Origin of the sequence: Frankia nepalensis, from assembly GCF_016786325.1 — a bacterium.
Lineage (GTDB): Bacteria > Actinomycetota > Actinomycetes > Frankiales > Frankiaceae > Pseudofrankia > Pseudofrankia nepalensis.
In genome coordinates, this window is record NZ_JADWYU010000386.1 from 1 (window position 1) to 13,317 (window position 13,317).

General features: G+C 74.4%; 12 protein-coding genes. 8 read left to right on the forward strand and 4 right to left on the reverse strand.

Annotated elements, in window-relative coordinates:
* Together I6A81_RS42220 and I6A81_RS42225 are read right to left on the reverse strand one after the other, a co-directional pair.
* The coding region (locus I6A81_RS42220; RefSeq protein WP_307875257.1) for a phytoene desaturase family protein at window positions 1–1,175 on the reverse strand (1,175 nt) is incomplete at its 3' end.
* 33 nt (window positions 1,176–1,208) lie between these two features.
* Window positions 1,209–1,976 carry a CDP-alcohol phosphatidyltransferase family protein gene (locus I6A81_RS42225; RefSeq protein WP_307875259.1) on the reverse strand — a complete coding sequence of 256 codons (768 nt, stop codon included), beginning with the start codon at window positions 1,974–1,976 and terminating at the stop codon, window positions 1,209–1,211.
* Between the two features lie 25 nt (window positions 1,977–2,001).
* Between I6A81_RS42225 and I6A81_RS42230 the strand changes: the two genes are divergently transcribed.
* The gene (locus I6A81_RS42230) at window positions 2,002–2,250 is read left to right on the forward strand and encodes a hypothetical protein (RefSeq protein WP_203007328.1); all 249 of its coding nucleotides are present in this window, start codon (window positions 2,002–2,004) and stop codon (window positions 2,248–2,250) included.
* A gap of 357 nt (window positions 2,251–2,607) precedes the next feature.
* Here I6A81_RS42230 and metF read toward each other — a convergent pair whose 3' ends face one another.
* Both metF and I6A81_RS42240 read right to left on the reverse strand, forming a co-directional pair.
* Window positions 2,608–3,591: a methylenetetrahydrofolate reductase [NAD(P)H] gene (gene metF / locus I6A81_RS42235; RefSeq protein ID WP_407661485.1), complete on the reverse strand. Its 984-nt coding sequence runs from the start codon at window positions 3,589–3,591 to the stop codon at window positions 2,608–2,610.
* A 225-nt stretch (window positions 3,592–3,816) separates the two neighbouring features.
* Window positions 3,817–4,521, reverse strand: coding sequence for a hypothetical protein (locus I6A81_RS42240; protein WP_203007326.1), 705 nt, complete (start codon window positions 4,519–4,521; stop codon window positions 3,817–3,819).
* Between the two features lie 364 nt (window positions 4,522–4,885).
* Here I6A81_RS42240 and crtI point away from each other — a divergent pair, with 364 nt between their 5' ends.
* The 7 genes from crtI to I6A81_RS42275 form a co-directional block, all read left to right on the forward strand.
* Window positions 4,886–6,478, forward strand: a complete 1,593-nt coding sequence (crtI, locus tag I6A81_RS42245) for a phytoene desaturase family protein (protein ID WP_203007325.1) — start codon at window positions 4,886–4,888, stop codon at window positions 6,476–6,478.
* Window positions 6,479–6,550: 72 nt separating this feature from the next.
* Complete coding sequence (locus I6A81_RS42250; protein WP_203007324.1) at window positions 6,551–7,651, forward strand: AAA family ATPase; 1,101 nt, start codon at window positions 6,551–6,553, stop codon at window positions 7,649–7,651.
* Entirely contained in the window at window positions 7,648–8,910 is a 1,263-nt protein-coding gene (locus I6A81_RS42255; RefSeq protein WP_238438167.1) for a DUF58 domain-containing protein, read from the forward strand. The genes I6A81_RS42250 and I6A81_RS42255 overlap by 4 nt, the downstream gene beginning before the upstream one ends.
* A complete protein-coding gene (locus I6A81_RS42260; protein ID WP_203007756.1) occupies window positions 8,907–9,866 on the forward strand; it encodes a VWA domain-containing protein in 960 nt (319 codons plus the stop codon). The genes I6A81_RS42255 and I6A81_RS42260 overlap by 4 nt, the downstream gene beginning before the upstream one ends.
* A 131-nt stretch (window positions 9,867–9,997) precedes the next feature.
* Window positions 9,998–10,978, forward strand: coding sequence for a phytoene/squalene synthase family protein (locus I6A81_RS42265; RefSeq protein ID WP_307875258.1), 981 nt, complete (start codon window positions 9,998–10,000; stop codon window positions 10,976–10,978).
* A gap of 276 nt (window positions 10,979–11,254) precedes the next feature.
* Window positions 11,255–12,517 (forward strand): serine--tRNA ligase, encoded by a 1,263-nt coding sequence (gene serS / locus I6A81_RS42270; RefSeq protein ID WP_203007755.1) that lies wholly within the window; start codon window positions 11,255–11,257, stop codon window positions 12,515–12,517.
* Between the two features lie 303 nt (window positions 12,518–12,820).
* Window positions 12,821–13,317, forward strand: a 497-nt coding sequence (locus I6A81_RS42275; protein ID WP_203007754.1) for a peptidylprolyl isomerase, incomplete at its 3' end; no start/stop codon positions are given.

Genomic DNA, 13,317 nt, shown 5'->3' on the forward strand with positions numbered 1-13,317 from the left:
CCCCGGCCGCCCGCTCCCGGACCTCCCAGATCGGCTTCGCCGATCCGGCAGGGACCCCGGTCGGGGCGCTGAGCGCCCCGACCGACCTGGTTCGGGGTCGGTCCGTGCGTCGGGGGGTGGCGCTGGTCGCGGGTTTCGGCGGTGGCTGGGTTGGTGTCCGGGTCGAGGGACGGCTGGTGCTGGTCGCGGGTTTCGGCGGGTGTCTGGGTGGTGTCCGGGCCGAGGGCCAGCAGGAGGGCGAAACCGGACAGGGACGGGGTCGGGCGTGGCGCCAGCCGGCCGGCGAGGGCGCCGGTGCCGGCCGTCCCGCCGAGCAGCCCGCCGTAGACCGCCGACGCGTCGGCATTGGCGACGACGACGTCGGCCGGCAGCTGGCCGCCGTCCGCGAGCACCACCCCGTCGACCCGGCCACCGGAACGGCTGATCGTCACGACCGGGGTGTCGAGCCGGATCTCGACGTGGCGCTCCCGTGCCCGGTCGGCGATGGCCTCGCCGAGGCGGTACAGGCCGCCGGGCACGTACCAGCCGCCGTAGCGGCGCTCGACGTGCGCGATCACGGAAAGGGCGGCGGGCGCCCGGCGCGGGTCGGAACCGGTGTAGGTCGCGTAGCGCTCGACGAACATCCGCGCCCGGGCGTCGGTGAAGTGGCGGCGCGCCAGCCCTCGCAGCGTCCGCCCGGCGGTCACCGCGCCGATACCGCGTGGATGCGAGCCCGCGAGCCGCAGCAGGCGACGCGCCGACATCGGGCGGGACAGGAAGGTGTCCCGGGTGATCTCCCAGACTTTGGCGGCGTGCGCGTCGAATCTCGCCCATTGCTCGCCGGCGCCGGAGTACAGCGCGTCGTCGAGTTCGGCGCGGAACTCGTCGTCGGCGGCGCGCGCGGCGAAGCCAGAGCCGTCGGCGAACCGGTAGGTGGCGATCGGGTCGAGCCTGCGAAGCACGAGGCCGGAAGGCTGTGGCCCGCCGGTGGCGGTGAACAGCTCCTCGAAGACCTCGGGCATGGTCAGCAGGGAGGGCCCGGTGTCGAAGGAGAACCCGTCCCGGGAGTACCAGCCGAGCTTGCCGCCGATCCGGGAGGACTGCTCACACACCGTGACGACATGTCCGGCGGCCGCCAGCCGGGCCGCCACCGCCAACCCGCCGACCCCCGCGCCCACCACCACGATCCTCGCCACGGGGCGACGATACCGGCCTCGATCATGCGATTCTCAAGATCTGCGAGCGGGCGGCCCGCCGCCGTTCTTCCCGCTCCCGCCGGCCACGTCCTCCGGCCCACGCCGGCCGGCGCGCTCCGGCCGGCCGCCCAGGACGCGCCGCAGGACCGCCGTGAGCTGGCCGAGGCCCACGACCGCCACGGCGAGAGTGCCCGCCGCCGCGGCCGCCGCCACCGGCTCGCGCAGGCCCGGCAGGCAGCCGGCGGCCAGCGGGCCGGCCACCGCGATGATCACCCGGGTGGGGCGCTCCCCTACCGTGACGACACCGATCTCGCCGAGGCCCGCGTTGCCGGCACGGGCGCGGGTGTATTCCAGCAGGCCCACGGCCGCGCCGGCGGCGACGACGAGCCAGCCGGGCGCGCCGAGCAGCCACAGCGCGATCAGGTACAGCCCGTCGGCGACCCGGTCGGCCACCGAGTCCAGCACGAACCCCGCGGCGCTCGCGCGGGCGCGCAGGATGGCGACGGCGCCGTCGAGGTTGTCCAGCAGGCCGCTCGCCGCGACGACGAGCGCCACGAGCAGCGGCCAGCGACCGCCGGCCGCGGCCAGGGGCAGGGCGAGCGCCGGCAGTGCCGCCGCGGCCGCCGTGACGGCGGCCGGGGGCACCGAATGCGCGGCCAGCGGCCGGGCAAGCCGGTAGGTGAGCCCCAGCCAGTGGCGGACGAGCGCGCTCCCGGTCGCGGGGTCATAACCACCATGGGTTACCGCCCATGCACTAAAGTAGTCATCTCGCCCGGGTATGGGGGTCTGCACGCGGCCTATCGTCGCCTCCCCGTAGAGTGCCGGCGTGAGCGAGCAGATTTCGGGAGTCGTCGAGTCCCTCGACGACCTTGACCCGGCCGAGTTCTTCAGCACCCATCGCGATCAGGTGGTTCTCGCGATCCGGATCACGCCCGTCTTCGGCACTCTGGACCTCGGCCTGGTGATGGCCGTCGTGGACGCCGCCAACGAGGCGGGGTTCGCCCTCGTCCGCGAGCAGCCCCTGCGGGACGAGTGGCTGCTGTGCGTCTTCGACGCCTACGACGATACGGACTGATCCCTTTCCGACACCGCCGCGCGGCGCGCCGTTCTCGGCGCGTCCGGCCGGAGCGGAAGAAGGCTCACGGACTACCGCGCCGGCATCCCCGGCCCGCCCGCGCGGGCCGGGGCGAAACGCGAACCACCACGACGCGAACTACCGGGGGCCGGGGACGCTGTTCCCCGGACACAGTGACGCTGTTCCCCGGGCACAGAAACCCCAGAGCGTGGCGATCCGCTCGGATCCATGCCGGCGGATCGGATCCACGCCGGCGGAACCGAGCGGGAACGATCCCCAGGCGGACAGGCCGCCTGGCTCTGGTGAAGGCAGCCGGACCCGAGACCACCAGGCAGGACTGCCCCGCCCGCTGGTGGCTCAGGAAGGTCCGCCGGAGTGGCCCGCGCCGAGCCGGCTGTGCCGGACGCGGACCGCGTGGCAGACCTCACGGGTCGCGCTGGATCGGTTCAGGGTGATGAAGTGCAGGCCGGGGGCGCCGCCGGTGAGCAGCCGGTCGGACAGGTCCGTGGCGACCTCGATGCCGATCTCGCGGACCGCCGCCGGGTCGTCGGCGACGGCGCGCAGCCGCTCGGCGAGGTCGGCGGGGAAGTCGGCGCCGGACAGCAGCGCCATCCGCTCGATCTGCGCGACGTTGGTCACCGGCATCACGCCCGGAATGATCGGGGTCTCGTACCCGCGCCGACGTACTCGCTCCACCAGCCGGAAGTAGTCGTCGGCGCCGAAGAAGAACTGGGTGATCGCGTAGTCGGCCCCGGCGTCGAACTTGCGGACCAGGAAGTCCGCGTCGCTTTCCAGGTCCAGCGAGCGGGGGTGCTTGTCCGGGAACGCCGCCACGCCCGCGCAGAAGTCGCCGAGCGACTTGACCAGCGCCACCAGTTCGGACGAGTAGCTCAGGCCCTGCGGATGGGGCAGCCACTCGCCCCCTGGGTTGCCCGGCGGGTCGCCGCGCAGCGCCAGCACGTTGCGCACGCCAGCGCCGGCATAGTTGCCGATCACCTGGCGCAGCTCGGCGACCGAGTGGTTGACGGCGGTCAGGTGCGCGAGCGGAGTGAGGGTCGTCTCGGTCGCGATCCGCTCGGTGACCCGGATCGTGCCGTCGCGGGTGGACCCGCCGGCTCCATAGGTCACGGACACGAAGGACGGGTGCAGCGCCTCGATCTCGCGCAGCGCCTGCCACAGCGCCTTCTCGCCGTCCGGGGTCTTCGGCGGGAAGAACTCGAACGAGTAGGAGATCTCGCCGGCGTCGAGGATCTCCCGCACCGTCCTGGCGCGCTGGGCACTCGGACGCGCGGTTCCAGCAGGCGGCGCGGCCGGACGCTCGGCCGTGGGACGCGTGGTCACAGGGGCGCTCCCTACCGCTGTCATGTCGATGAGGGTAGCCGGATTGGATGATCCTCCCGGAGTCGCCCCCGCGCGTCACCGGGCATGTCGCGGGCCACCGGGCCTGTGACTCGCTCCAGAACGGCCACCAGCCGCTATGCGTCATATGTCCGGATGGCCGGTGATCAGTGACCGGTGACGGCGATGCGTCATCCGTCACGCTCTGCCCGGCCGCGGCGGCCACCCTCAGATCGGGCGGGTGCCCCCCGTCGCGGGCGTGCCGACGCGGACCGGGCCGCCTCCCCCGCGCACCAGGATGGCGGACGGCGCGCCCGGGTCGGTGTCCACGTCGACGCGGACCGGGCTCGCCGGATCGGCCGACTCCACCTCGACCGCGTAACGGCCGTCCGGCAGCACGACGGTGATCGCGCCAGGACCGCCGGTCGCGGCGAGGCGGCGGGGCTGACCGGTGAAGTGCAGGCTGATGTCGCCGGCCGCGCTGCGCGTGGTGATCTCGGCGCCGGACAGTTCCCGGCCGGCGATCGTCGCCGTCTCGGTGAGCAGCTCCAGATCCCCCGCCGACCCCCACAGGCTGACCTCGCCGGCGCGCAGCTCGACGCGCGCCGGGGTGCCGCGCGGCAGCCGCAGCCGCAGCCGGGCCTCGCTCGCCCGCCCGTCCAGGCGCAGCACGCCGTCGGCGACGGTCAGCCGGGGCGGCTGGCGCCCCACCCGGCGGCGTACCGTCAGGTCGACCCGGGCGTCGGCGCGGTCGTCCTCACCGATCTCCACCCGGCCGGCGGCCAGCCGGATCTCGACCGCGCGCACGCCCTCGACGACGCGCACCGCGGACAGCGGGGGGCGGCGCAGCAGGCCCAGCCCGCCCGCGGCGAGCGCGAGCAGGACGACGCCGGCCACCACGACGAGAACGTCGGAGACGGGAAGATCGGGCACGGAGGCGCTCCACGCGGGGACGGACCGGACGGACGCACGCACGGTACCCGCCGCGCGGCGGGGCAGGAGCGTCCCGGGAGGATGCCGGTGGGCGCCGGCGCCGCCGGACGTCCGGGCCGCCTGGGACGAGCGCGCCGGCGTGGGGGTCCCGGATGGCCTCGAACGGGCAGCGGCCGCGCGTCCGGCGCCGTCGTGGCGGGGGTCGCGGACCGGCCGGCGCGCGGGGATCATCAGGTGGCGACCGGCGGGAGGGCGCGGCTCGGCGCCGGCGAGGAGGGCCAGAGGTGGACGCGGGGCGGGGAAGGTCACAGGCGGGCGAGGCACGGGCCGGGGCGCGGCCGGCGGCGGGGCGAGACGGTGACCCGTGCGGACGGTGACCGGGCCGACGGACCACGTGGTGGTCGTCGGCGCCGGGCTCGGCGGGCTGTCCGCCGCGCTTCGGCTGGCCGGCGCTGGCCGGCGGGTGACCGTCCTGGAGCGGGCCGACGTACCCGGCGGACGGGCGGGCGTCTGGCGCGCCGACGGCTACCAGTTCGACACCGGCCCGACCGTGCTGACGATGCCGGACCTGCTCGCGGACGCGTTCGCCGCCGTCGGTGAGGACCTCGCCGACTGGGTGACGCTGCGCCGGCTGGACCCGATGTACCGGGCCCGGTTCGCCGACGGCTCGACGATCGACGTGCGGGCCGACCCGGCGGCCACCGCCGCCGGCATCGAGGACATCTGCGGCCCGGCGGAGGCAGCCGGCTATCTGCGGTTCGTCGAGTTGGTCAGCGCGCTCTACCGGGCCGAGATGCGCGACTTCATCGACGCGCAGCTGGACTCGCCGCTGGCTCTGCTGCGCCCGTCGCTGGCCCGGCTCGCGGCGCTCGGCGCGTTCCGCCGGCTCGACGGGCTGGTCGGGCGCCACCTGCGCGACCCGCGTACCCGCAGGTTGTTCTCGTTCCAGGCGATGTACGCCGGGCTCGCGCCGCACCAGGCCCTCGGGGTGTACGCGGTGATCTCCTACATGGACTCGGTCGCGGGCGTGTACCACGCCGAGGGCGGGATGCACGCGGTGCCGGCGGCGATGGCCGCCGCCGCCACCAAGCACGGGGTGACGGTGCGCTACGGCGCCACGGTGACCGAGGTCGAGGTGCGTGGCGGACGGGCGGTGGCGGTGCGCACCGCCGACGGCGACCGGGTCGCGGCCGACGTGGTGGTGCTCAACCCCGACCTGCCGACGGCCTACCGCGAGCTGCTGCCGCCGGCGGCGGCGCCGGGCCGGCTCGCCCGGCTGCGCTACTCGCCGTCGTGCTTCCTCCTGCTCGCCGGCGCGGGCGAGGCGGCCCACCCGGACGCGGGCCGGCCCGACCCGGCGCACCACACGATCCACTTCGGTCAGGCCTGGCGGCGCACCTTCACCGAGATCATCAGCCGGGGTGAGCTGATGACGGACCCGTCCTTCCTGGTCAGCGCCCCGTCGCTGACCGAGCCGGGGCTGGCGCCCGCCGGCGGGCACGCGTTCCACGTCCTGTTTCCCACCCCGAACACGCTCGCCGGGGCGACGCTGGACTGGTCGGTCCTCGGCCGGCGGTACCGCGACGAGGTGGTCGCGACCCTGGAACAACGGGGATACACCGGTTTTGGCGCGTCCATCGCGGTGGAGCAGGTGACTACGCCCGCGGACTGGCTGACACGTGGAATGACCGCTGGCGCACCGTTCGCGGCGGCGCACACCTTCCGGCAGACCGGCCCGTTCCGGCCGAGCAACCGCGCGCCGGGGCTGGAGAACGTCGTATTCACCGGCAGCGGCACCCGGCCCGGCGTCGGTGTGCCGATGGTATTGATCTCCGGGCGGCTGGCGGCGGAACGGGTGGTGGGCCCGGCTCGGACCCGCCGTTTCCGGCCGCTCCCCGCCGGGGCGGCGCTGCCCGCAACCGCCTTAAGAAACCGTAATCGCCTTAAGAAACCGTAAACAATCCGGACGAGCGCGGCCGAGCGCCGGCTTTCCGTGCCGGTTTCCCGGCCCGGCTGGGAGAATGCGGCTATGGATGAACGAGCGGAGGTGCTGGCCGCACCGGACACGACGAGCGACGCGGCACTGCTCGAACGCGCATTGTTCGAGGTGAAGAAGGTCATCGTCGGTCAGGACCACATGGTCGAACGGATGCTCGTCGCGCTGCTGGCCCGCGGCCACTGCCTGCTGGAGGGCGTGCCGGGCGTCGCGAAGACGCTGGCGGTGCAGACACTGGCCGACGTCGTCGGCGGCAGCTTCGTGCGCATCCAGTTCACCAACGACCTGGTCCCCTCCGACATCGTCGGCACCCGGGTCTACCGGGCGAGCAAGGAGACCTTCGACATCGAGCTGGGGCCGATCTTCGCGAACTTCGTCCTCGCCGACGAGATCAACCGGGCGCCCGCGAAGGTCCAGTCCGCGCTGCTCGAGGTGATGTCGGAGAAGCAGGTGTCGCTCGGCGGCGTCACCCACCGGCTGCCGGTTCCCTTCCTCGTGCTGGCCACCCAGAACCCGATCGAGTCCGAGGGCGTCTACCCGCTGCCCGAGGCGCAGCGCGACCGGTTCCTGATGAAGGTCAACGTCCCGTACCCGACCTCGGCGGAGGAGCTGGAGATCGTCCGGCGGATGGGGGTACGCCCGCCCAGGGCCGACCGGGTGCTCGACCCGAAGACGCTGGTCCGCCTCCAGGAGCGGGCGGACGACGTCTTCGTCCATCACGCGATCATGGACTACGCCGTGCGGCTGGTACTGGCGAGCCGGGCGCCGGCCGAGCACGGCCTGCCCGACCTCGCCGGCCTGCTCACCTACGGCGCCTCGCCGCGGGCCTCGCTCGGCCTGGTCGCGGCCGCGCGGGCGCTGGCGCTGCTGCGCGGTCGGGACTACACCGTGCCGGACGACGTGCGGGCCGTCGCGCTCGACGTCCTGCCGCACCGGCTGGTGCTGTCCTACGACGCGCTGGCCGACGGGCTGACCGCCGACGAGATCGCCGCCCGCATCGTCGCCGGCGTCGCCGCGCCGCAGGTCGCGCCGCGCCAGCAGCCATCCGCGCGCGTCCCCGTGGGTGCGCACGGCCGCTGGTCGCCCAACCTGCAGTCCGGCTTCCCGGAGTACACCGAGGAACGTCCGGCATGAGCCCGCCCGGCTCCGGCTGGCGGTCCCTGTTCGGCTCCTGGTCGGCGGCCGACGGCGGCGGTCCTCCTCCGGGATCACCCGGGGGCGAGTTCGCCCGGCCCGCCGGCGCGGCCCGGCCAGGAGCCGGCGCGGCGCCGGGCGGGGCCGCGCGGGGCGGGGAGGAGAGGAGCGGGGCGGGGCCGGACGGCGGGCCGCCGCCCGGCGCGGGCCCGCCCGACCGGCACGTCGCCGCCACCGACCCGGTGGTCGAGCGGACGTTGCGCCACCTCGAGCTGACGGTGCTGCGCCGCCTCGACGGGCTGCTGCTGGGCGACTATCTCGGCCTGCTGCCCGGGCAGGGCAGCGAGAAGTCCGAGAGCCGTGAGTACCAGTTCGGCGACGACGTGCGCCGGATGGACTGGGCGGTCACCGCGCGCACCACGATCCCGCACGTCCACGACCTGATCGCCGACCGGGAGCTGGAGACCTGGGCGCTGGTGGACCTGACCGGCAGCCAGGACTTCGGCAGCGCCCGGTACCGCAAGCGCGAGCTCGCGATCTCCGCGACGGCCGCCGTCGGCTTCCTGACCGCGCGGACCGGCAACCGGATGGGCGCGATCGCGCTGACGGACGACGGCACCCGGCTGATCCCGGCACGCCCGGGCCGCGCCGGGCTGCGCGCCCTGCTCCGAACCCTGCTGACCCTGCCGGCAACCGCGCGGGCGGCCGGCTCCGGCCCGGCCGCCCGGCGGGGCACCGACCTGGCGGCGGCCCTGGAGGCGCTGCGCCGCCCGGTCCGCCGGCGTGGGCTCGTCGTCGTGGTCTCCGACTTCCTGTCCGTCGACCTCGGCTGGCAGCGCCCGCTGCGGGCGATCGCCGGCCGGCACGACGTGCTCGCCGTCGAGATCGTCGACCCGCTGGAGCTGGCCCTGCCGAACGTCGGGCCGCTCGCGGTGGTCGATCCGGAGACCGGCGAGCTGTTCGAGCTGCCCACCCACTCCCGCAGGTTCCGCGCCCGCTACGAGGAGGCCGCGACGCGTCACCGGGCCGAGGTGGACGCCGCGCTGCGCGGCGCCGGCGCGGCGCACCTGCGCCTGCGCACCGACACCGACTGGCTGATCGAGATCGCCCGGTACGCGGCGGCCAACCGACGCGGGCAGGCCGCGCTGCGCGCCGCGGGCCCCCGGGCGTCCGGCGCGAGCCGGGCATCCGCGGCGGGGCCGGCCTCGCGCCGCGCGTCGACGGCGGTCCGCCCGATCCGAACGAGCGAGAAGACATGAGCTTCCTGTCCGCCCACTGGCTGTGGCTGCTGCTCGCCGTCGCGGCGCTGCTCGCCTGGCACATCGTCGTCTCCCTGCGTCGGGAGCGGTACGCCGCCCGGCTGGCGTCGGCGTCGACACTCGCCTCGGTGCTGCCGATGAGGCCGCAGTGGTGGCGCCGGCACGTGCCGGCCGCGCTGCTGCTGCTCACGCTCACCGGGATGGTGGTCGCCCTCGGCCGCCCGGCCATGTCCACCCAGGTGCCGCGGGAGCGGGCGACGATTATGCTCGCGATCGACGTGTCGAACTCGATGGCGGCCACCGACATCTCGCCCAACCGGCTGGCCGCGGCCAAGCAGGGCGCGCAGGCGTTCGTCGACCAGCTGCCCCCGCGGATCAACCTGGGTCTGGTGTCGTTCTCGGGCAGCGCCGCGGTGCTGGTGCCGCCGACCACGGACAGGGAGGCGGTCCGCTCGGCCATCAACAGCCTGCAGCTCGGCCCGGCCACCGCGATCGGCGAGGGCATCTACGCCTCCCTGCAGGCGATCACCACGATCGGCGAGCGGCTGACCGACACCGGCCAGACCCCGCCGCCCGCGGCGATCGTGCTGATCTCCGACGGCGAGACCACCCGCGGCCGGCCGAACTCCCAGGCGGCTCAGGCGGCCAAGGAGGCGCACGTCCCGGTCGACACGATCGCCTACGGCACCCCGAACGGGACCCTCGACGTCGGCGGGCAGCTGATCCCGGTGCCGGTCAACGAGCCGGCGCTTCGCCAGATCGCCGACCAGACCGGCGGGTCGCACCACAAGGCGACCTCCGGCGACGAGCTCACCTCGATCTACAAGGGGCTGGGCAGCTCGATCGGCTACCGCAAGGAGTTCCGCGAGGTCACCCCGGCGTTCGTCGGGGCCAGCCTCGGCCTCGGCCTCGCCGCGGCGGCGTTCGCGCTGGCGTTCGGCCGCCGGCTCCCGTGAGCGCGCCCGCCGAGGTTCCTTCCGGGCCGGCGAGGAGGTTCCCGCCGCGGCGACGGCCGGGTCCCCACCGGATCGGCGAGGCCGGTCCGGTGGGCCGGCGGTCCGGGAGATCGCCGGCCCGGGGCGCCGGGGTGGACCGCGGCCTGGCCGAGATCAACGCCGACCCGGCGCTGCGTCGCTCGTACGCGGCGGCGCGCCGGCTCAACGCCGAGCACGGGCGGACGTACTACCTGGCCACGCTGCTGCTGCCGGCGTGGAAACGGCCGTACGTACACGCGCTCTATGGGTTCGCCCGCTATGCCGACGACATCGTCGACAGCCTCGACTCCCAGCTGCCCGCCGCCGAGCGGGCGCGCTGGCTCGCCGACTGGGGCGGGCGCCTGGTGGACGCGCTGCGCCGCGGCACCGACGACACCGGCGGCACGGGCGGCACGGGCGGCTATGACGCGCTGGAGCGGCCGCTGTACCAGGCCGATGTGTCGGTATTGCCGGCGGTCATCCACACGATCCGCCGCTGGAATCTGCAGGTCAGCCACTTCGAGGCGTTTCTGGCGTCGATGGCCATGGACCTCACCGTCACCGGTTATGACACGTTCGACGACCTGATGACCTACGTCTACGGCTCGGGCTCCGTGATCGGCCTGCAGATGCTGCCGATCCTGGAACCCAGCTCGCCGGCGGCCGCTCCGTACGCCGGCGATCTCGGCACCGCGTTCCAGCTGATCAACTTCATCCGGGACGTCGGCGAGGACCTGCGCCGCGGCCGGGTCTATCTGCCGCGCGAGTCGATGGAGCTGTTCGGCGTCACCCGGGAACGGCTGGCGAGCGGCGTGGTCGACGGCGCCGTGCGCCGGCTGCTGCGGCACGAGATCGGGCGGGCACGCGAGCTGCTGCACGCGGCCACGCCCGGCATCCGGCTGCTGCATCCCACCTCGCGGGACTGCGTGTGGACCGCGGCCCGGCTCTACGGCGGAATCCTCGGCGAGGTGGAGCGGGCCGACTACCAGGTCCTGCACCGCCGGGTGGCGGTCGGCACGCCGCGGCGGATCGCGGTCGCCGGCGGCGCCCTGCTGCGCAGCCAGGCCCGCCGCCTGGCCCCGACGCCGCGCTGACGCGCCACCGGCCCCGCGGCTGACGCGCCGGCCAGCCGCCGACGCGGGAACGAGGTCGAGGACCTGGCTGGTAGCGTGGCCGTAGATCGATCAGACGTACATCGATCCGACGCACATCGATCAAGGGCAAGTTGATCAAGCGTAGGTTGATCAGGCGTACATCGGCCATACGTATTCGGTACTCGGCGTACCAGGTTCTCGCGATCGGCCCGCCGGTGGCTGGCTCGGCCAGACCTGTGACGCCGACCAGAATCCAATCAGGAACGACGGGACTCCATGCTCGACAAGCGCTTCATCCGGGAGAACCCGGACGTGGTGAAGCAGGCGGTGCGCGTCAAGGGGCTCGACCTCGACGTCGACGAGCTGCTCCAGCTCGACCAGGACAACCGCAAGCTGCAGTTCGAGGTCGACCAGGCCCAGTCCCGCCGCAAGTCCTTCTCCAAGGAGTTCGCGAAGGCGGACGAGGCGCGCCGCGCGGAGCTACGCGCCGAGCACGCCGACTTCGACACGCGGCTCAAGGAGCTGCGCGAGCAGCTGGCCGCCACCAGCGCCCGCCTGGGTGAGCTGATGCTCCTCACGCCCACCGTCCCGTGGGAGGGCGCACCGGTCGGGCCGGACGAGTCGGCGAACACGGTGGTGCGTGCCTGGGGCGCCCCGCCCTCGTTCGACTTCGCCCCGCTCGACCACGTGGACCTGGCCGAGAAGCGCGGCTGGGCCGAGTTCGCCCGGGCCCGCCGGGTCGCCGGCGAGCGCGCCTACGTGCTGTGCGGCGATCTGGTGCTGCTGGAGCGGGCGCTGCACTCCTACGCGCTCGAGCTGCTGCGCGAACGCGACTTCCAGCTGATGGCGGTGCCCGCGCTGGTCAAGGAGGCGCCGCTGGTGGGCACCGGCATGCTGCCGAAGGGCCGGGCCGAGATCTACGAGATCCCGGCGGACGACGCCTACCTCGCCGGCACCGCCGAAGTGTCGCTGGTGGGCCTGCATTCGGGCGAGATCCTCGACGCCGCGAAGCTGCCGGTCCGCTACGCGGGCATCTCGCCCTGCTTCCGCCGGGAGATCGGCAGCGCCAGCCGGGACGTGCGCGGCCTGCTGCGCGTCCACCAGTTCGAGAAGGTCGAGCAGTTCGTGGTGTGCGCCGACGACCAGGCGGAGTCGGACCGCTGGCACGCCGAGCTCCTGGACACCGCGGAGACGATCCTGCAGGCGCTGGGCCTGGCCTACGAGGTCGTCGAATGCTCCACCGGCGACATGGGCGTCGGCAAGTACCGGATGAACGACATCAACACCTGGTTCCCGTCGCTGGGCCTGTACCGGGAGACGCACAGCTGCTCGTCGATGCGCGACTGGCAGGCCCGGCGAGCCAACGTGCGCTACCGGACCGCCGACGGCGAGGTCCGGTTCGCCTACACGCTGAACAACACCGCGGTCGCCACGCCCCGGCTGCTCGCCGCCCTGCTGGAGAACTGTCAGCTTGCCGACGCCCGCGTCCGGGTTCCCGAGGTGCTGCGCCCCTATCTCGGTGGCCGCGACACCCTGTAGCCGGGCCGCGGCGCCCCGGGGCGTCTGGGAACGGCCTGCTCCGCCGCGCGGAGCCACCCGCGCGCGGCGCCGGTCGCGCGACCGTCGAGTCACCCGCCCAGGGGCGGCGCGCGGGGGCCGATCGCGCACCCTTTGACCGGCAGTTGGCGAGCGCCGTATACCTTCGGACGGTCTGACGGCTCCAAGGTTCCGCTAAGGCCACTTCAAGGCAACGCATAGCCGCGCTCCACAGGCTGTGGCGGCGGACCCATGGGACGCGGGCACGCAGGTGGCAGGTGTGCGGAGGGCAGGGAGGCCCGGTCGGTGAGCAACTCGAAGACGCGGCGTCGGCGCGAGCTGGAGATCGCCAGGGCGCAACGGCAGGCCGAGCGCCGCCGGGCCGCCCAGCGCCGTCGGCGGCGGATCACCGCCCTCGTCTCGGTGCTGGTCGTGCTCGCGCTCGGCGGCACGATCACCGGCATCGTGCTGGCCACCAGCGGCGACGACACGAGCACGGTGTCCGCGGAGCCCACCGCGAGCGCGAGCCCGGCCGGCGTGACCACCAAGGTCGGCGACTGCGTCTACACCAAGGACGACTCCGGCGCCGCGCCGGCCAGGGACGTCGCGATGCCGCCGTCGGCGCCGACGGTCAACACCAAGCCGGCGACGATGACGATCAACACCAGCCTCGGCACGATGGTCGCGACCCTCGACGCGGCGAAGGCGCCGTGCACGGTGCACGCCTTCCTGCAGCTGGCCCAGGCGAAGTACTTCGACGACACGCCCTGCCACCGGGAGACCGCCGGGGCGGAGGCCGGCAT

What these genes read in the sequence shown, in the direction of transcription:
- I6A81_RS42250 (WP_203007324.1), top strand. Translation starts at nt 6,551, where the DNA reads ATGGATGAACGAGCGGAGGTGCTGGCCGCACCGGACACGACGAGCGAC.
- I6A81_RS42255 (WP_238438167.1), top strand. Translation starts at nt 7,648, where the DNA reads ATGAGCCCGCCCGGCTCCGGCTGGCGGTCCCTGTTCGGCTCCTGGTCG.
- I6A81_RS42260 (WP_203007756.1), top strand. Translation starts at nt 8,907, where the DNA reads ATGAGCTTCCTGTCCGCCCACTGGCTGTGGCTGCTGCTCGCCGTCGCG.
- serS (WP_203007755.1), top strand. Translation starts at nt 11,255, where the DNA reads ATGCTCGACAAGCGCTTCATCCGGGAGAACCCGGACGTGGTGAAGCAG.